Annotated in this window: 13 protein-coding genes; 7 read left to right on the top strand and 6 right to left on the bottom strand. The window is 63.6% G+C overall.

The genetic code is table 11. The features are described 5' to 3' along the window. Positions 1-32: 32 nt before the first annotated feature. A complete protein-coding gene (gene lysA, locus DIC66_RS10120) occupies positions 33-1,283 on the bottom strand; it encodes a diaminopimelate decarboxylase (RefSeq protein WP_117177185.1) in 1,251 nt (416 codons plus the stop codon). Between the two features lie 81 nt (positions 1,284-1,364). Between lysA and DIC66_RS10115 the strand changes: the two genes are divergently transcribed. Continuing rightward, positions 1,365-2,324, top strand: a complete 960-nt coding sequence (locus DIC66_RS10115) for a LysR family transcriptional regulator (protein WP_117176736.1) — start codon at positions 1,365-1,367, stop codon at positions 2,322-2,324. A 19-nt stretch (positions 2,325-2,343) separates the two neighbouring features. Here DIC66_RS10115 and DIC66_RS10110 read toward each other — a convergent pair whose 3' ends face one another. Further along, positions 2,344-3,192: a ZIP family metal transporter gene (locus tag DIC66_RS10110; RefSeq protein ID WP_117176734.1), complete on the bottom strand. Its 849-nt coding sequence runs from the start codon at positions 3,190-3,192 to the stop codon at positions 2,344-2,346. A 56-nt stretch (positions 3,193-3,248) separates the two neighbouring features. Next, positions 3,249-6,122, bottom strand: coding sequence for a DNA polymerase I (gene polA, locus DIC66_RS10105; protein ID WP_117176732.1), 2,874 nt, complete (start codon positions 6,120-6,122; stop codon positions 3,249-3,251). A gap of 42 nt (positions 6,123-6,164) precedes the next feature. Here polA and DIC66_RS10100 point away from each other — a divergent pair, with 42 nt between their 5' ends. Both DIC66_RS10100 and DIC66_RS10095 read left to right on the top strand, forming a co-directional pair. Continuing rightward, positions 6,165-7,193, top strand: a complete 1,029-nt coding sequence (locus DIC66_RS10100; RefSeq protein WP_117176730.1) for a homoserine kinase — start codon at positions 6,165-6,167, stop codon at positions 7,191-7,193. Beyond that, complete coding sequence (locus DIC66_RS10095; protein WP_117176729.1) at positions 7,190-7,984, top strand: BPSS1780 family membrane protein; 795 nt, start codon at positions 7,190-7,192, stop codon at positions 7,982-7,984. Before DIC66_RS10100 ends, DIC66_RS10095 begins: the two co-directional genes overlap by 4 nt. A gap of 11 nt (positions 7,985-7,995) precedes the next feature. Here DIC66_RS10095 and DIC66_RS10090 read toward each other — a convergent pair whose 3' ends face one another. Beyond that, positions 7,996-10,431: a UvrD-helicase domain-containing protein gene (locus DIC66_RS10090; RefSeq protein ID WP_117176727.1), complete on the bottom strand. Its 2,436-nt coding sequence runs from the start codon at positions 10,429-10,431 to the stop codon at positions 7,996-7,998. A 773-nt stretch (positions 10,432-11,204) separates the two neighbouring features. Here DIC66_RS10090 and DIC66_RS10085 point away from each other — a divergent pair. Together DIC66_RS10085 and DIC66_RS10080 are read left to right on the top strand one after the other, a co-directional pair. Then, entirely contained in the window at positions 11,205-12,182 is a 978-nt protein-coding gene (locus DIC66_RS10085) for a GMP reductase (RefSeq protein WP_117176725.1), read from the top strand. 2 nt (positions 12,183-12,184) lie between these two features. Further along, positions 12,185-13,063: an NAD(P)-dependent oxidoreductase gene (locus DIC66_RS10080; protein ID WP_117176723.1), complete on the top strand. Its 879-nt coding sequence runs from the start codon at positions 12,185-12,187 to the stop codon at positions 13,061-13,063. A 132-nt stretch (positions 13,064-13,195) separates the two neighbouring features. On the opposite strand, the gene DIC66_RS10075 is transcribed toward DIC66_RS10080, so the two are convergent. Together DIC66_RS10075 and orn are read right to left on the bottom strand one after the other, a co-directional pair. Beyond that, positions 13,196-15,193 (bottom strand): DEAD/DEAH box helicase, encoded by a 1,998-nt coding sequence (locus DIC66_RS10075; RefSeq protein WP_117176721.1) that lies wholly within the window; start codon positions 15,191-15,193, stop codon positions 13,196-13,198. A gap of 223 nt (positions 15,194-15,416) precedes the next feature. After that, on the bottom strand, positions 15,417-15,983 hold the full coding sequence (orn, locus tag DIC66_RS10070) for an oligoribonuclease (RefSeq protein ID WP_117177183.1): 567 nt from the start codon (positions 15,981-15,983) through the stop codon (positions 15,417-15,419). Positions 15,984-16,019: 36 nt separating this feature from the next. Between orn and DIC66_RS10065 the strand changes: the two genes are divergently transcribed. Both DIC66_RS10065 and DIC66_RS10060 read left to right on the top strand, forming a co-directional pair. Next, positions 16,020-17,312 (top strand): M48 family metallopeptidase, encoded by a 1,293-nt coding sequence (locus DIC66_RS10065; protein ID WP_117176720.1) that lies wholly within the window; start codon positions 16,020-16,022, stop codon positions 17,310-17,312. A 20-nt stretch (positions 17,313-17,332) separates the two neighbouring features. Continuing rightward, positions 17,333-17,674 (top strand): 4a-hydroxytetrahydrobiopterin dehydratase, encoded by a 342-nt coding sequence (locus DIC66_RS10060; protein WP_117176718.1) that lies wholly within the window; start codon positions 17,333-17,335, stop codon positions 17,672-17,674. Positions 17,675-17,688 lie beyond the last annotated feature (14 nt).

The following is a 17,688-nucleotide window of genomic DNA, read 5'->3' as shown; positions in this document are numbered from 1 at the left end:
GGGCCCGTGCAATGCAGGCGACCTTGCGCTGCTTACACCGCCTCCAGCGCCAGCAGCTCGGCCACCGTCTGGCGGCGGCGGATTAACCTGGCAGTGCCCTGGTCCACCAGCACCTCGGCAATCAGCGGGCGGGTGTTGTAGTTGGAGGACATGGAAGCACCATAGGCACCGGTGTCATGCACCACCAGCAGGTCGCCCACCTGCGCAGCCTGGAGTTCGCGCTGCAGCACCACACCGCCCTCGCCCTGGGTAAATACATCGCCCGATTCGCACAGCGGCCCGGCCACCACCGAGCTCTGCAGGTCCCCGCTTGGCAGCGAACCATCAGCGTGGATGATTTCCATGCCGTGGTGGCTGCCGTACATGGCCGGGCGCATCAGGTCGCTGAAGCCCGCATCCACCAGCACAAAGTGCTGTGCGCCCTGGAACTTGCTGGCCCGCACCTCGCTCACCAGCACACCGGATTCGGCCACCAGGTAGCGGCCCGGCTCGATCTCCAGCTGCACCGCGTGGCCCAGGAGCGCAGCGATGGTCTGGCGCGCCGCATCCCAGAGTGAAAAATAATGCGCCGTGTCGATCACCGGTTCACCGGCCTGGTAGGGTACGGACAGGCCACCACCGGCCGAGATGGCTTGCAGGTCCAGCCCCTGGGTCTGCACGGTTTTGACCAGCTCCACCATGGCGCCGCAGACTTCCTGCAGGTGGCTGTAGTCCACGCCCGAGCCGATGTGCATGTGCAGGCCTTGCAACTGCAGGCCGCTGGCTTTGATCTGCGCGCAGGCAGCCACCAGGTCGCCATGCCAGATACCGTGCTTGCTGTGCTCGCCGCCGGTGTTGGTCTTGTTGCTGTGGCCGTGGCCAAAGCCGGGGTTGATGCGCAGCCACACCGGGTGGCCGGGGCTGGCTTCTGCCAACTGGCCCAGCATGTCGATGGAGCCGCAGTTTGCCGGAATGCCCAGCTCGGCCACGCGCGCCAGAGTGGCGTGGTCCATCAGGTCGGCGGTGAAGACGATCTCGGCGTGGCCCTCGTGCACACCAGGCACAAAGCCTGCGGCCAGGGCGCGTTCGATTTCACCCAGCGACACCGCGTCCACCACCACGCCCTGTTCGCGCAACAAGCGCAGCAGGTGGGTGTTGGAGTTGGCCTTCTGGGCAAAGCGCAGCACATCGAAAGACTGCAGGGCAGCCACGCGCTGGCGGATGGTGGCTGCGTCATAGACCCACAAGGGGGTGCCGTGCTGGCGGGCCAGATCGGCCAGGAGGGTGGGGGCAAAAGGGTTCATGGCGCCATCATGCCCAGAAGCAGCCATGGCATCAATGCCATTTTTATCTTCAATCCATTCACTTTGGATATAGTCCAGCATATGCCCACATCCCTTCGCGCCACGCCGCGGGTACCCTCCGACCACCCGCCCGCCCTCACCCACCGCCAGCTCGGCCTGTTCCGCAGCGTCATGCTGCACGGCAACCTGAGCCGCGCGGCCGAGGCCAGCCACTCCAGCCAGCCCACGCTCAGCCGCGAGCTCGCGCGCCTGGAACAGCTGCTGGGCTTTGACCTGTTTGACCGGGTGCGCGGACGCCTGCGCCCTACTGCCCGGGCACTGGCGCTGATGCAGGAAGTGGAGCGCTCCTTCATAGGCCTGGAGCAGATTGGTCTGCGCGCACGCGAGCTGCGCACCCTCACCAGCGCACGCCTGCGTCTGGCCTGCCTGCCCGCACTGGCACAGTCCCTGGTGCCGCATGCCCTGCTGGCCCTGGCCAAAAGTACGCCCGAAGCCCTGGTCAGCGTGCACCCTCTGGAGTCGCCCTGGCTGGAGCAGGCCCTGGGCGAGCAGCGTTTTGACCTGGGGCTGAGCGAGGCCACCGAAGCCCCTGCGGGCCTGCGCTGGCAGGCCCTGTTTCAGGCCAACGAGGTGGCGGTGCTGCCAAGCACCCACGGCCTGTGCCGCAAGAGGGTGCTGCAGGCGCAGGATTTTGAGGGCGAACACTTCATCAGCCTGGCCGTGAACGACCCCTACCGCCAGGCCATAGACCGCTGGTTTGCCGAACACGGTGTTAGTCGCCTGCAGTGCCTGGAAACTGAAAGTGCGGCTGCCATCTGCGCCATGGTGCGCCAGGGGCTGGGGGTGGCGATTGTGAACCCACTCACCGCCCTGGAGTGCCGGGGCAATGGCCTGGAGGTGCGACCGCTGGCGGTGGACATTGCGTTCCGGATCAGCCTGTTGCTGCCAGACAGCGCAGCCCCCAATCCGGTTCGCGATGCGCTGGAACAGGCCCTGGTGCAGGCCAGCCGCATGCTGGAGAAGCGCCTGCAAAGGCAGTGAACCCGCCGCCCCGCAACCCTCAGTGCGCGTGCTCGCCCAGGCTGCTCATCGCTGCCACCAGCACAATGCCGGCGGCCAGCCAGGCGATCTGTGCCGCGGTCTCGCGGGCGGAAAGGCGCTTTTGCAGTTGCGGAATCAGGTCGGCCAGCGCCACATAAACAAAGCTGCTGGAGGCCACCACCAAAAAGTAGGGCAGCCAACTGTGCAACTGGTCTACCAGCCAGTAACCCAGCACGCCGCCCAAGGCGGTGACCGCACCGGCCAGCGAGACCTTGATCAGGGCCGCGCGCTTGTTGGAAGTGCCCGCGCGCAACACCATCAGATCGCCCATGTGGTGGGGCACTTCATGCGCCAGCACGGCGAGTGCCGCAATAGCGCCCAGACGCAGGTCAGCCACAAAGGCGGAGGCAATCAGCACGCCGTCACCAAAGCAATGCACGCTGTCGCCCGCCAGCACGGCCCAGCTGCCTCCCTTGGGAGCACTGCCATGGTCATGGCCCTGCACGTGCCCGTGGTGAGCGTGCGCACCATGGTCGTGTTCGCCATGCGCCGCATGCGCACCGGACCCGACCTCCACCCGCTCCGGGTGGTGGTGCTCATGCCCGTGGTGCCAGAGCTCGGCTTTGTCCAGCAAAAAGAAAAACACCAGGCCCACCAGCAGGGTCAGGAACAGGTCATGCGGCTCAATGCCGCTCTCAAAGGCCTCAGGCAACAGGTGCATGAAGGCGGTGGACAGCAGGGCACCGGCAGCCATGCTCAGCATGTGCTGGGTGAAGCGGCCCAGTGCGCCAAAGCTCAGCAATGCAGCCAGCCAGACGCTGCCTACGCCAGCAACCAGTGTGCCCAGCAAAATGGAAATCAGAATCACGCCACGTCCTTCGGTTTCAAGCCATCAAAAAAATAGGTTACGTCACAGCAGAACGCCTAGTGTGCCTTGTCCCAGTTGGGGCCCACGCCCATTTCGGCCAGCAAGGGCACCTTGAGCTCGGCCACCCCGGCCATCAGGCGCGGGATCTCGATTTTGAGCCAGTCCACCTCGGCCTCGGGCACTTCAAACACCAGTTCATCATGCACCTGCATGATCATGCGCGTGCCCCGTTGCTCAGCGTCCAGCACCTGCTGCACGGCCACCATGCTGAGCTTGATAAGGTCAGCGGCCGTGCCCTGCATGGGCGCGTTGATGGCAGCACGCTCGGCACCCGCGCGGCGCTGGCCGTTGGGTGAGCCAATCTCCGGCAGGTACAGGCGCCGCCCAAACACGGTCTGCACATAACCCTTGGCCTTGGCCTCTTCGCGCGTGCGGTCCATGTAGTCCTTCACGCCGGGGTAGCGCTCGAAGTAGCGCTGGATATAGTTCTTGGCCGCCGTGTTGTCGATGCCCAGATTGCGCGCCAACCCGTAGGCGCTCATGCCGTAGATCAGCCCGAAGTTGATGACCTTGGCATAGCGGCGCTGCTCGCTGGTGACCTGCTCCACGGCCACGCCAAACACCTCGGCGGCGGTGGCGCGGTGCACATCCAGGCCCTCGGTAAAGGCGCGCAGGAGTGCGGCGTCCCCACTGATGTGGGCCATGATGCGCAGCTCGATCTGGCTGTAATCGGCGCTGGCAATCACATTGCCAGCACCCGCCACAAAGGCCTCGCGCACGCGACGCCCCTCGGGCGTGCGGATGGGGATGTTCTGCAGATTGGGGTCGTTGCTGGACAGGCGTCCGGTCACGGCCACAGCCTGCGCGTAGTGGGTGTGCACACGGCCCGTGCGCGGCAGGGCCAGTTGGGCCAGCTTGTCGGTGTAGGTGCCCTTGAGCTTGGCCAGACCCCGGTGCTCCAGAATTTTGGCTGGCAAAGGGAAATCTTCGGCCAGCTTTTCCAGCACTTCTTCGTCGGTGCTGGGTGCGCCGGTGGCCGTCTTCTTCACCACCGGCAGGCCCAGCTTGGTGAAAAAGATCTCGCCAATTTGTTTGGGGCTGCTGAGGTTGAAGGGCTGGCCTGCCAGCTCGTGCGCCTCGGTCTCCAGCTGCAGAATGCGCTGGCCCAGCGCATGGCTTTGCGCGGCCAGCGTGGGCGCGTCGATCAGCACGCCGTTGCGCTCGATGCGGTAGAGGGCCTCGCTGCTGCGGATCTCCAGCGCATAAATGAATTCCAGGCCGCTGTCCTGCTGCAGCAGCGGCCACAGGGTCTGGTGCACCTCCAGCGTCTGCTCGGCGTCCTCGCAGGCGTATTCGGCCACTTTGGCAATGTCCACCTGGTTGATGGTGAGCTGGTTTACGCCCTTGCCGCACAGGTCCTCAAAGCTGATGCCGCTGCGCCCCAAGTGGCGCTCGGCCAGGCTGGACAGGCCATGGGGCTTGTGCACTTCGAGCACATAGCTTTGCAGCATGGTGTCGTGCGCATAGCCCTGTACTTCGATGCCGTGGTTGGCAAACACGTGGCGGTCGTACTTGATGTGCTGGCCCAACTTCTTGGCCGCCGGGTCTTCCAGCCAGGGCTTGAGTTTGGCCAGCACCTCTTCGCGCGGCAGTTGGTCGATGGCTCCGGGGTAGTTGTGGGCCAGCGGGATGTAGGCGGCCGCACCGGAGGCCACGCTGAAGCTGATGCCCACGATCTCGGCGCGCATCTCGTCCAGGGAATTGGTCTCGGTGTCCAGCGCGGTGAGTTCGGCCGCCGTGATTTTTGCGAGCCACTGGTCCAGGGCCTCCCAGCTCAGGATGGTTTCATAGCCTGCCGGGGGCACACGCGGCTCATGGGTGGCAGCGGCTTCCGGCGCGCTGTCGAACAGGCCCGGGTTCTCGGCATCAAACAGGCCGGGGTTGGGCTTGGTTGCAGAGCCCGCTTTGGCAGCCTGGGCCGCACCACCAGCACCACCATTGCCACCACCACCACCTGCACCTGCTGCCCCATTGGATGCCCCCGCCGCCAGCGACTTGGCCAGGCCCTTGAAGCCAAAGCGCTCGCAATAGGCCAACAGCGCCTCGGAGTTCTGCACAGCGGGAATCAAGGTATCGAGCAGCGGCAGCGAAGGGATGCGGTCGCCCAGTTCGCAATCGGTCTTGATGGTCAGCAGCGAGCGCCCGGTGGGCAGCCAGCCCAGTGCGTTGCGCAGGTTCTCGCCCACCACGCCCTTGATCTGGTGGGCGTTGTCCACCACGGCCTGCAGCGAGCCGTATTCCTGCAACCACTTCACGGCGGTCTTGGGGCCCACCTTGGGCACGCCGGGCACGTTGTCCACCGTGTCGCCTACCAGGGTCTGGTAATCCAGCATCAGGCGCGCGGGCACGCCGAACTCGGCCTCCACCCCGGCCAGGTCACGGCGCTTGCCGTTCATGGTGTCGATGATGGTGATGTGCTCGTCCACCAACTGCGCCAGGTCCTTGTCGCCACTGCTCACAATCACTTCGATGCCCTGCCGGGCGGCAGTCACGGCCAGGGTGCCGATCACGTCGTCGGCTTCCACACCCGGCACGTCCAGCACGCTCCAGCCCAGGAGGCGCACCACCTCGTGGATGGGCTCGATCTGGCTGCGCAGCTCATCGGGCATAGGGTCGCGGTGGGCCTTGTACTGCGGATAGATGGCGTCACGGAAGGTCGGGCCCTTGGCGTCAAACACGCAGGCCACGAAGTCGGTGGGATATTCCTTGCGCAGCGACTGCATCATGTTGATCATGATGCGGATGGCGCCGGTCTTTTGCTCGCGGCCATCGGGCAGGGTGATCTTCATGTCACCGCCCCCTGCAAAGAAGGCGCGGTACAAATAGCTGGAGCCGTCCACCAGCAGCAGGGTTTTCTTGGGTTCACTCATGGGTGCATTTTGCCTGCGTCGGCCCGGCCCTACAATTCAGGCATGGCGGTATACACAGAGGTCTCCTTCGCTGAGGCCGACACCTTTTTGCAGTCTCTCGATTTGGGCACACTCCAGCACCTGGAGGGCTGCTCCGGGGGCATTGAAAACACCAATTACTTCGTCACCACCGACCAGGCGCCCTATGTGCTGACCCTGTTCGAGCGGCTCACAGCGGAGCAACTCCCTTTTTACCTGCGGCTGATGAAGCACTTGGCCGTGCATGGCATTGCCGTGCCCGACCCGGCGGCCAACCGCGATGGCGATGTGCTGCACAGCCTGTGCGGCAAACCCGCTGCCGTGGTGAACCGCCTCAAGGGCAAGAGCGAACTCGCACCCACCGCCGCCCACTGCACCGCCCTGGGCGAGGTGCTGGCGCGCATGCACCTGGCCGGACGCAGCTTTGAGATGCAGCAGCCCAACTTGAGGGCCCTGCCCTGGTGGAACGAGACCGTGCCGGTGGTGCTGCCTTTTGTGGACGCACCCCAGGCCGACCTGCTCAAGAGCGAGCTGGCCTACCAGAACCATGTGGCCACCCTCTCGGCCTATGGCGCACTGCCGCGCGGCCCCATCCATGCCGACCTGTTCCGCGACAACGCCATGTTTGCCCAGGACCTGCCAGAGGGCCAGGCCCCGCAGCTCACCGGCATCTTTGATTTTTATTTTGCCGGTGTGGACGCCTGGCTGTTTGACATCGCTGTCTGCCTGAACGACTGGTGTGTGGATTTGCCCACCGGCCAGGCTGATGCCGAACGCAGCCGCGCCCTGCTGCAGGCCTATGAGGCCGTGCGCCCCCTGACCGCGCAGGAACGCGCACTGCTGCCCGCCCTGGCGCGCGCCGCCGCCCTGCGCTTCTGGCTCTCGCGCCTGTGGGACCTGCACCTGCCGCGCGAGGCCGCCATGCTCAAGCCCCACGACCCTACCCACTTTGAGCGCGTGCTGCGGGCGCGCATTGCCGCCCCCCTGACCATGGCCGCGCTGTTCAATACCTCGCCATCCACTGTACAACCTACCGAGACTCTGTCTGCATGAAACTCAACATCGTTCCGGCCCGCACCGGGGTGCAATGGTTCAAGCTGGGGGTTCGCACTTTCATCAAGCAGCCGCTGGCACTAAGCGGCCTGTTCTTCATGTTCATGGCGGTGATGTCGGTGCTGACCCTGATCCCGCTGATTGGCAATGTGCTGGCCCTGGCCCTGCTGCCGGCCGCCACCCTGGGCCTGATGGCCGCGACTGAGGAAACGACCAAGGGCAAGTTCCCCATGCCCACGGTGCTGCTGAGCGCCTTCAAGGCCGGGCGCCAACAGATGCGCGCCATGCTGGTTCTGGGCCTGATCTATGCCGCGGGCTTTTTGCTGGTGCTGGCCATCTCCGCCACGGTGGACGGCGGCAAGTTCGCCCGCCTCTACCTGATTGGCGGCAGCCTGACGCCCGAGACCCTGATGGAGCCGGATTTTGAGAGCGCGGTGCTGCTGGCCATGGGCCTTTACATGCCGCTCTCCCTGCTGTTCTGGCACGCACCGGCCTTGGTGCACTGGCATGGCGTGCCGCCGGTCAAGAGCCTGTTCTTCAGTATGGTGGCCTGCCTGCGCAATTTCTGGGCCTTTACCGTCTACAGCCTGGTCTGGCTAGGGGCCTTCATTGCCATGGGCATGGTGGTGGCCGTGATTGCCGCGCTGATGGGCAGCCCCGAGGCGGTGTCGGGCATCATGTTCCCGGTGGCCATGGTGATGGCGGCCATGTTCTTCACCTCGATTTACTTCACCTTCCGCGACTGCTTTGACGCCGGCACCGCCGATGCACCCGGCATCGAGGTAACTTAAGCCTGCTCCTTTCAGGGCACCGGAGTGAGCTTGGCCACGCTGAGCGCCAGCCACTTGGTGCCATGGCGCGGGAAGTTGATTTGTGCGCGGGCATCGTCCCCCGTGCCCTCCAGGGTGAGCACCGTGCCCTCGCCAAACTTGGCGTGAAACACCTTTTGCTTGACGACCAAGCCGTTGACCGATTCGTCGCGGCGCACCACTTCCTTTTCCACGCGCACCGTGCCCCCCGCAGGGTAGCGCGTCGACTCAAAGCCCGAGCTGCCCTGGTTGCCATAGCCTCCTGAATAGCCACTGGCATTGCCACCTTGCCAGCCGCGCCCGGCGCCGCCAAAGGCCGCAGGTGCCGGCAACTTGGGGGTGAGCCATTTCAGCGCCTCTTCCGGCAGTTCGTCAAAAAAACGGCTCTTGAGGTTGAAGCGTGTCTGCCCATGCAGCATGCGGGTTTGCGAATGGCTCATGTACAGGCGCTGGCGGGCGCGGGTGATGGCCACGTACATCAGGCGGCGCTCTTCTTCCAGTCCGTCGCGGTCGCTCATGGAGTTCTCATGCGGGAACAGACCCTCTTCCACGCCGGTGATGAACACGCAGTCAAACTCCAGGCCCTTGGCCGAGTGCACCGTCATGAGCTGGATGGCGTCCTGCCCGGCCTGCGCCATGTTGTCGCCCGCCTCCAGCGCCGCGTGGGTCAAAAAGGCCACCAGGGGTGACAGGGTTTCGCCGGTGTCACCAAAGGTCAGGTCGGTGGGCTCGATGCCGTACTGCTCTATCGCCTCGCCACTCAGGCCCTGGCTGGCCGGGCTTTGCGTCAGGCCAGCGCTTTGGGTCATGCCTGCGGCATCGCGGCCAAAGCCCTCCTGCATCACAAAGCTCTCGGCGGCACTCACCAGTTCCTCCAGATTCTCGACCCGGTCCGCACCCTCTCGCTCGGCGCGGTAGTGCGCCAAAAGGCCACTGTCTTCCAGCATACGGGAGATGATGTCGCGCAGGTTCAGACCGCTGGTCTGCTCGCGCAGCACATCGATCTTGGCCACAAAGCCGGCAATGGCCGCACCGGCACGACCTGTGAGCGCGCTGACCGCGTCATGCAGCGAGCAGCCCGTGGCTTTGGCCAGGTCCTGCAACTGCTCCAGGCTGCGCGCGCCAATGCCGCGCGCCGGAAAGTTCACCACCCGCATGAAGCTGGTGTCGTCGTTGGGGTTCTCCAAGAGGCGCAAGTACGCCAGCGCGTGCTTGATCTCGGCCCGCTCGAAAAAGCGCAGGCCACCGTAGACCCGGTAGGGCATGGCGGCATTGAAGAGCGCCGTCTCTATCACCCGGCTTTGGGCGTTGGAGCGGTACAGCACTGCAATCTCCTTGCGGTCTATGCCCTCGCGGTGCAGCTGCTTCATTTCGTCCACCATCCACTGCGCCTCGGCATAGTCGCTGGGGGACTCGTACACGCGCACCGGTTCACCGGGGCCCTGGTCGGTGCGCAGGTTCTTGCCCAGGCGGTTGCCGTTGTGGCTGATCAGGGCATTGGCCGAGTCCAGGATGTTGCTGTAGCTGCGGTAGTTCTGCTCCAGCTTGATCTGGTGCTGCACATGGAACTCGCGCACAAAGTCGGCCATATTGCCCACGCGCGCGCCGCGAAAGGCGTAGATGCTCTGGTCATCATCGCCCACGGCCAGCACCGCGCCACCGGGCATGTCGGGCGAGGCGTTCGCACCCTGCCCGGCCAGCATCTTGATCCAGGCGTATTGCAGGCGGTTGGTGTCCTGGAACTCGTCAATCAGGATGTGGCGAAAGCGCCGCTGGTAGTGCGCGCGTATGGGGTCGTTGTCGCGCAGCAATTCATACGAGCGCAGCATGAGCTCGCCAAAGTCCACCACGCCTTCGCGTTGGCACTGCTCCTCGTACATCTGGTAGATCTCGACCTTGCGCCGCGTCTCGTCGTCACGCGCTTCCACATTGGCGGGGCGCTGGCCGTCTTCCTTGCAGCCGGAGATGAACCACTGCAACTGCTTGGGCGGAAAGCGTTCGTCGTCAATGGCGTGCTGCTTGCACAGGCGCTTGATGGCGGAGAGCTGGTCTTGCGTGTCCAGAATCTGGAAGCTTTGCGGCAGGTTGGCCATTTTGAAGTGCGAGCGCAGGAAGCGGTTGCACAGGCCATGGAAGGTGCCAATCCACATGCCGTGCACGTTGACCGGCAACATGCTGGAGAGCCGCGTCATCATTTCCTTGGCGGCCTTGTTGGTAAAGGTCACCGCCAATATCCCGCCAGGTGTGACCAGTCCGTTTTGCAGTAGCCAGGCGATGCGCGTGGTCAGCACACGGGTTTTGCCTGAGCCCGCGCCCGCCAGGATCAAGGCGTGTTCGGCCGGCAAGGTGACGGCGGCGCGCTGCTCCGGGTTCAGGGTGCTGAGCAGCGGGGATTGTGCTGCGTGGTCGGGCGTGGAGAAAAGGGACATGGGGTGATTGTAGGAAGCTGGTGGCGGTGTTTCGTACCGGCTTCGCCATGCCTGCAATGTGGGCGGCAGAGGGATTTGCTTTTGGGGCCGTCCTTGGGCCCGCAGTGTGGGCGGCAGATGGGTTTAATTTGGGGGCCTTCGTTGGGCCTGCAGTGTGGGTGGCAGAGGGGCCGGGTACCGGGGCGGCCTCATACTGCGGGTACGCACAAATCGGCCGCCCCGGTACCCGGCCCCTCTGCGTGTTGCGGGCTGGTTCGCCTGCGCAAATACCGTGAGCACCACATAAGTCACACAACCACCCAAAGCGCTGCGCCGTCGTGCGCCAGCCATCACCGGCAGCCCTGTCGTGTCACCGGTAGGCAGATACCCTGCTCGGTAGCGGTCGCCGGTAGCACACGCATAGCACTTGCTCATGCCTGCGTGGGTCTTGGACTCCCCTTGGCGAGCGCAGCAGCGCCACTTTCCGCCGTGAGTGGGTATGCCGGGGGCCGATTTGTGCGTACCCGCAGTATGAGGCGCCCGGCATACCCACTCACGGCGAGACAAACCCCAACGAGCGGCGAAGCAAAAAAGCAAAAAGCAGCGTGAACCAAAACCAAACTACCAAAACACGAATACCACCCAGACACATAGCCTTATGACAAAGCCCAAAAGCAGCGCGTAAAATCAATCACCGGGCCCAAGCAATTGGGAGCCGGTATTTTTTTGCCTGCTCCATTCCAAGCGCCCTTCAATGATGACTGATTGAAACCTTTGAACTGGAGCTTGGGACCATGGAAATTTTTGACTACGACAACATCCTTCTCTTGCCACGCAAATGCCGCGTGGAAAGCCGCTCTGAATGTGACGCCGGGGTAGAACTGGGAGGCCGCACATTCCGCCTGCCGGTGGTGCCCGCCAACATGAAGACTGTGGTGGATGAAACCATCTGCATCTGGCTGGCGCAAAACGGCTATTTTTATGTGATGCACCGCTTTGACCTGGACAACGTGCAGTTCACCGCAGACATGCATGCCAAGGGTCTGTACGCCTCCATCTCGCTGGGCGTGAAAAAACCCGACTACGACACCGTGGACCAGCTGCTGGCCAAGGGATTGATTCCGGAGTACATCACCATCGACATTGCCCACGGCCATGCCGACAGTGTGAAGAACATGATCGAGTACCTCAAGGCCAAGATGCCCGCCAGCTTCATCATTGCTGGCAACGTTGGCACGCCCGAGGCCGTGATCGATCTGGAAAACTGGGGGGCCGATGCCACCAAGGTGGGCATTGGCCCGGGCAAAGTCTGCATCACCAAACTCAAGACCGGCTTTGGCACCGGCGGCTGGCAGCTCAGCGCGCTCAAGTGGTGTGCGCGCGTGGCCACCAAGCCCATCATTGCCGACGGCGGCATACGCGACCATGGCGACATTGCCAAGAGCGTGCGCTTTGGCGCCTCCATGGTGATGATCGGTTCGCTGTTTGCCGGACACGAAGAGTCGCCGGGCCAGACCGTGGAAGTGGATGGCCGCCTGTACAAGGAGTACTACGGCTCGGCCAGCGACTTCAACAAGGGCGAGTACAAGCATGTGGAAGGCAAGCGCATCCTGGAGCCCATCAAGGGAAAACTGGCCGACACGCTGATCGAAATGGAGCAGGACGTGCAGAGCTCCATCAGCTACTCCGGCGGCAAAAAGCTGATGGACATCCGCAAGGTGAACTACGTCACCCTGGGCGGCACCAATGCGGCCGAACATCTGTTGATGTAGCCATGCCAAACATGCGTATAGCCGTCCTGGGAATCGGGCTCATGGGTTTTCCCATGGCGCGCCGCCTGTGCGAAGCGGGCCACACCGTCCACGCCTGGAACCGCAGCACGGACAAGGCCGAACGCCTGCTGCCCTTTGGCGCCAGCGTGCATGCCACTCCCGCGGAGGCCGTGAAAGATGCCGACTGTGTCATCACCATGCTGGACCACGGCGCGGTGGTGGCGCAGGTGCTGTTTGGCCAGGGCACCGCTGCGGCCATGCGGCCGGGTGCCCTGCTGATCGATATGTCATCCATCAAACCGGCCGAGGCGCGCGACCATGCCCAGCGCCTGCAAGCCCTGGGCCTGCGCTGCCTGGACGCGCCGGTGTCGGGCGGCACCATCGGTGCCGAGCAGGGCACGCTGGCCATCATGGCCGGGGGTGCGTTCACAGACTTTGACGAGGCCACCCCGGTGCTGGCCGTGCTGGGCCGCCCCACCCTGGTGGGCCCGGCAGGCTCCGGCCAGTTGGCCAAGCTGGCGAACCAGATGATTGTGGGCATCACCATAGGCGCGGTGGCCGAGGCTTTGCTGCTGTGCGAAAAAGGTGGGGCCGACATGGCGCAGGTAAAGGCTGCCATCACCGGCGGCTTTGCCGACAGCCGCATCCTGCAGGTGCACGGCCAGCGCATGGTAGCGCGCGACTTTGCGCCGCGCGGGCGCATGAATGTGCAACTCAAGGACATGCGCAATGCGCTGAGCACCGCCGCCGAGATCGGCTTTGAGGCACCCATCACAGCGGCGCTGGAGCAGTTGTATGCCGAGGGCGTGGCCCATGGCGATGCGGAGCTGGACCAGTCGGCCCTGTTTGTGGAACTGGCGCGACGCAACCAGATGGTCTGATTTATCGATTTGTCTGTTGCCGACCGCGACTATCCAAAAACGGTGTGGCAGAAGCCCAAACTTTTTTCCCCATAAAACAAAAAGCCCCGCAGTTTCCGGCGGGGCTTTTTGCATTCAACCGATCAACAAGGATCAGTCAGGGCGGCTTGCGCGCTTCTTGGCATCGCGGGGCACAAACACCTTGCCGCCGTTACCGGGCTTGGCAAAGGCAGGCTTGCCGCGCGGCGCACCGAAATCACCACGGGGTGCGCCAAAGTCCTTGCGGGGACCGAAGTCGCCACGCGGGGCATCACCACGGGGAGCGAAGTCACCGCGAGGTGCGTTGAAATCACCACGGGGAGGACGGCTGTCACCACGGGGAGCGAAATCGCCGCGGGGTGCATCACCACGGGGAGCAAAGTCGCCACGGGGAGGACGCGAGTCACCACGCGGGGCGAAATCGCCACGGGGAGCGAAGTCACCGCGCGGAGCGAAATCACCACGGGGAGGACGGCTGTCACCACGGGGGGCGAAATCGGCACGCGGGGCAAAGTCACCACGGGGAGCAGGAGCGCCCTGTTGGGCGAAGCGGTCGTTGAAACCGCCCTTGCGCTCGTAGCTGAAGCCTTCACGCGGGCTGGAGAACTTGCGGTCCCGTCCGCCACCACCGCCACCGCCATTGCCTTCAAAGCGGCCACGGCCACCGAAGCTGCTGGCAGGGCGGGCATCGGGCTGGCGCTGCTGCGGCTCCAGGCCGGGCACCACTTCAGCCTTGATGGGCTGACGGGTGTAGGCTTCAATGTCGAAAATCTTGCGGCGGTCGCGCATTTCGGCGAAGGTGATGGCCAGGCCATCGCGTCCGGCGCGGCCGGTACGGCCAATGCGGTGGGTGTAGTCCTCGGCCTTCATGGGCAGGCCAAAGTTGAACACGTGGCTGATGGTGGGCACGTCAATGCCGCGGGCGGCCACGTCGGTAGCCACCAAGATTTGCACCTGGCCTTGGCGCAAGGCCATCAGGCGGCGGTTGCGCAGACCCTGGCTCAGGGCACCGTGCAGGGCCACGGCCGAGAAGCCTTCTTGTTGCAGGTCGTTGGCCAGGCCGTCGCACTCGATCTGGGTGCTGGCAAACACGATGGCCTGGTTGATGCTGGTGTCACGCAGCCAGTGGTCCAGCAGCTTGCGCTTGTGGTGGGCGTTGTCGGCCCAGAACAGCACCTGCTTGATGTTGACGTGCTTTTCCTGCGGGTTGTCGATGGTCACGCGCTGAGGTTCGCGCATGACGCGGGCAGCGAGTTGCTGGATGCGCGGCGCAAAGGTGGCGCTGAACATCATGGTCTGCTTGCGGTCGATGGTGAGCTGGTTGATTTCAGCCAGGTCGTCCGAGAAGCCCAGGTCCAGCATGCGGTCGGCTTCGTCCACCACCAGGAATTGCACCTGGTCGAGCTTGATTTGCTGCGAGCGTTGCAGGTCCAGCAGACGGCCGGGGGTGGCCACCACCAGGTCGGCGTTTTGCAGCTTGGCGATTTGCAGCTGGTAAGGCATGCCGCCCACGATGTTGGCCACGCGCAGGCCGCGGCAATGTTGCACCAGGTCGATGGCGTCATGGGCCACCTGCTGGGCCAGCTCACGGGTCGGGCAGACGATCAGGGCGCCGGGGGTGGCGGCCTTGAAGTTGCGCTGGCTGGTCGGGTCCTTGCGCTTGGGGCGCTTGGGTGCGGGCTGGCCGGCGGCCAGTGCGGCAGCGGTGGCGGCTTCGAACTCTTCGCGCTCGGCAGTCTCGGCAGCAGCTTGCTGGGCCAGCAGGGTGTGCAGCACGGGCAAGAGGAAGGCGGCGGTCTTGCCGCTACCGGTCTGGCTGGAGACCATCAGGTCGATGTAGCCAGCCTTCTGGCCTTCCACGGTGGAGGGCAGAGCCAGGGGAATGGTTTTCATCTGCACGGTGGTGGGCTGGGTGTAGCCCAGGTCCTTTACCGCCATCACCAGTTCACGGGCCAGGCCCAGTTCCACAAAGCCGTTGGGGGCTTCAGGCACATCGGCAACTGCTTCAGCAATCACTTCCACAGGGGAAGCAGACTCCAAAGCGGTATCCAAGGGGGCAGAAAAATTTTCGGCAGGCGCGAATTCGCCTGTCACTTCAAAAGCGTCAGTCATGGTTTTCTCACACGCGAGCGCCGCAGGTTGTGCGGCTGCTCCGTTAATGGTTAAAAAACATCAACCATCAAACGGAACCTGCTCAGACCCGTAGCGGGTCTCTTAGCTTGGGACCCCATGTATTGGGGGTCCGGTGAATGAAGGGAGATGTGCAAACTGGCTACCGTGTGTAGCGCAGCCTGCGATTATGGCACGGATTCGGGTTTCTACCTAATGAGCTTGCCTAAAGCTTCAGGAAGTGGGTGCGGTAGTGCAGCATTTCGTCGATGGATTCGTGCACATCGGCCAGGGCCGTGTGGCGCTGCTGCTTTTTGAAGGACGCATACACCTCGGGCTTCCAGCGCTTGGCCAGCTCCTTCAAGGTGCTGACATCCAGATTGCGGTAGTGGAAGAACGCTTCCAGCTTGGGCATGTACTTCACCAGAAAGCGCCGGTCTTGCCCTATGGAGTTGCCGCACATGGGCGAGCCGTTGGCCGGGACATACTGGCTCAGGAAGGTGATCAACTCAGCCTGTGCCTGCTCTTCGCTGATGGTGGAAGCCTTCACCTTGTCGATCAGGCCGCTCTTGCCATGCGTGCCCTTGTTCCAGGCATCCATGCCATTCAGCAAGGCATCGCTTTGGTGAATGGCAAAAACCGGCCCTTCCATACGAATCGCCAAATCAGGGCTGGTAACAATGACAGCGATCTCGATGATGCGTTCGCGCTCGGGATCCAAGCCGGTCATCTCGCAGTCTAGCCAGACCAGGTTCTTGTCGGATTTGCCTAAAGGGGTGTTCGGTTCAGCCATGCCGCCATTGTCGCCCATGGCCTAAACTCGGTCACCATGAACGATGATTCTTTATTCGGCCAGCTTTCCTTTCTGATGTCGATGGCCTTTGCTGCCGCCCTGGTGCTGGGCTTGCTGCTGAAATTCTGGCTGGCCACACGCCAGATGCGCCACGTGGCCGCACACCGTGCAGAAGTACCTGCCGCCTTTGCCAGCCAGATCAGCCTTTGCGCCCACCAGAAGGCGGCCGACTACACCCTGGTGCTGGCCCGCTTTGGCATGCTGGAACTGGCCTGGGGCGCAGCCGTGCTGCTGGCCTGGACGCTGCTGGGCGGCCTGTCCTGGCTGAACCAGACCTTGCTGCAATGGCTGCAGCCTGGCCTGGGTCAACAGGTGGCGCTGCTGGCCAGCTTCACCGCCATAGGCGCGGTGATCGACTTTCCCTTCACCCTGTACAAAACCTTTGTCATCGAACAGCGCTTTGGCTTCAACAAGACCACGCCCAAACTGTGGCTGCAGGATCTGCTGAAATCGCTGGTGCTGGGCGCCTTGCTGGGCCTGCCGCTGATCACACTGGTGCTGTGGATGATGGGTACCACCGGCGCCCTCTGGTGGCTGTGGACCTGGTGCGTGTGGATGGGTTTCAACCTGCTGATGCTGCTGCTCTACCCCACCCTGATTGCACCCTGGTTCAACCAGTTCAAACCGCTGGACAACCCGGAACTCAAAGACCGCGTGACCAGCCTGATGGCGCGCTGCGGCTTTACCTCCAAAGGCTTTTTTGTAATGGATGGCAGCAAACGCAGCGCCCATGCCAATGCCTACTTCACCGGCTTTGGCGCCTCCAAACGCGTGGTGTTTTACGACACGCTGCTGGAGCAGCTCACACCCGGTGAGGTGGATGCGGTGCTGGCCCATGAGCTGGGGCACTTCAAGCACCGCCACATTTTGAAGCGCATCGTTTCCATGTTTGCCTTGAGCCTCTTGGGCTTTGCGCTGCTGGGCTGGCTGAGCGGCCAGGCCTGGTTCTACATTGGCCTGGGTGTGATCCCCAATCTGCGTGGCGCCAACGATGCGCTGGCCCTGCTGCTGTTCATGATGGTGCTGCCCTTGTTCAGCACCTTCATCAGCCCGCTCTTCGCGCAACTGTCGCGCAAGCACGAGTTCGAGGCCGATGCCTATGCCGTGGCCCAGACAAGCGGTGCGGACCTGCGCTCGGCCCTGCTCAAGCTCTACAAGGACAATGCCTCCACCCTCACACCCGACCCGGTGTATGTGAAGTTTTACTACTCGCACCCGCCCGCCAGCGAGCGCCTGGGGCGCATGCTGGGCAGCGCTGCACCCGCCTGATTTTTTTGACTGCGAAGCCCATGTCCACACCCCCTCCCACTACACCACCCAAGCCACTGCGGCAGGTTCTGAGCGCCACCCAGGTGATTGCCGCCCTGTCCAAGCTGGACGGCTGGAAGCTGCATGGTGACGGTGCCGACGTCGCTATTGAGAAGACTTTTGCCTTCAAGAACTATCTGCGCACCATGTCCTTTGTGAACGCGGTGGCCTATATCGCCGAGCAGCAGGACCACCACCCCGAGTTGCTGGTGCACTATGGCAACTGCAGCGTGCGCTTCAACACCCACGATGTGCAGGGCATTACCCAGACCGACTTTGCCTGTGCCGCGCTGGTGGATGCGCTGCAGCCCCCAACGACCTGAAGAGACTTTAAACA

The sequence above is a fragment of the Rhodoferax lacus genome (genome assembly GCF_003415675.1).
GTDB lineage: Bacteria > Pseudomonadota > Gammaproteobacteria > Burkholderiales > Burkholderiaceae_C > Allorhodoferax > Allorhodoferax lacus.
This window is presented reverse-complemented; position numbering and strand designations above follow the sequence as displayed.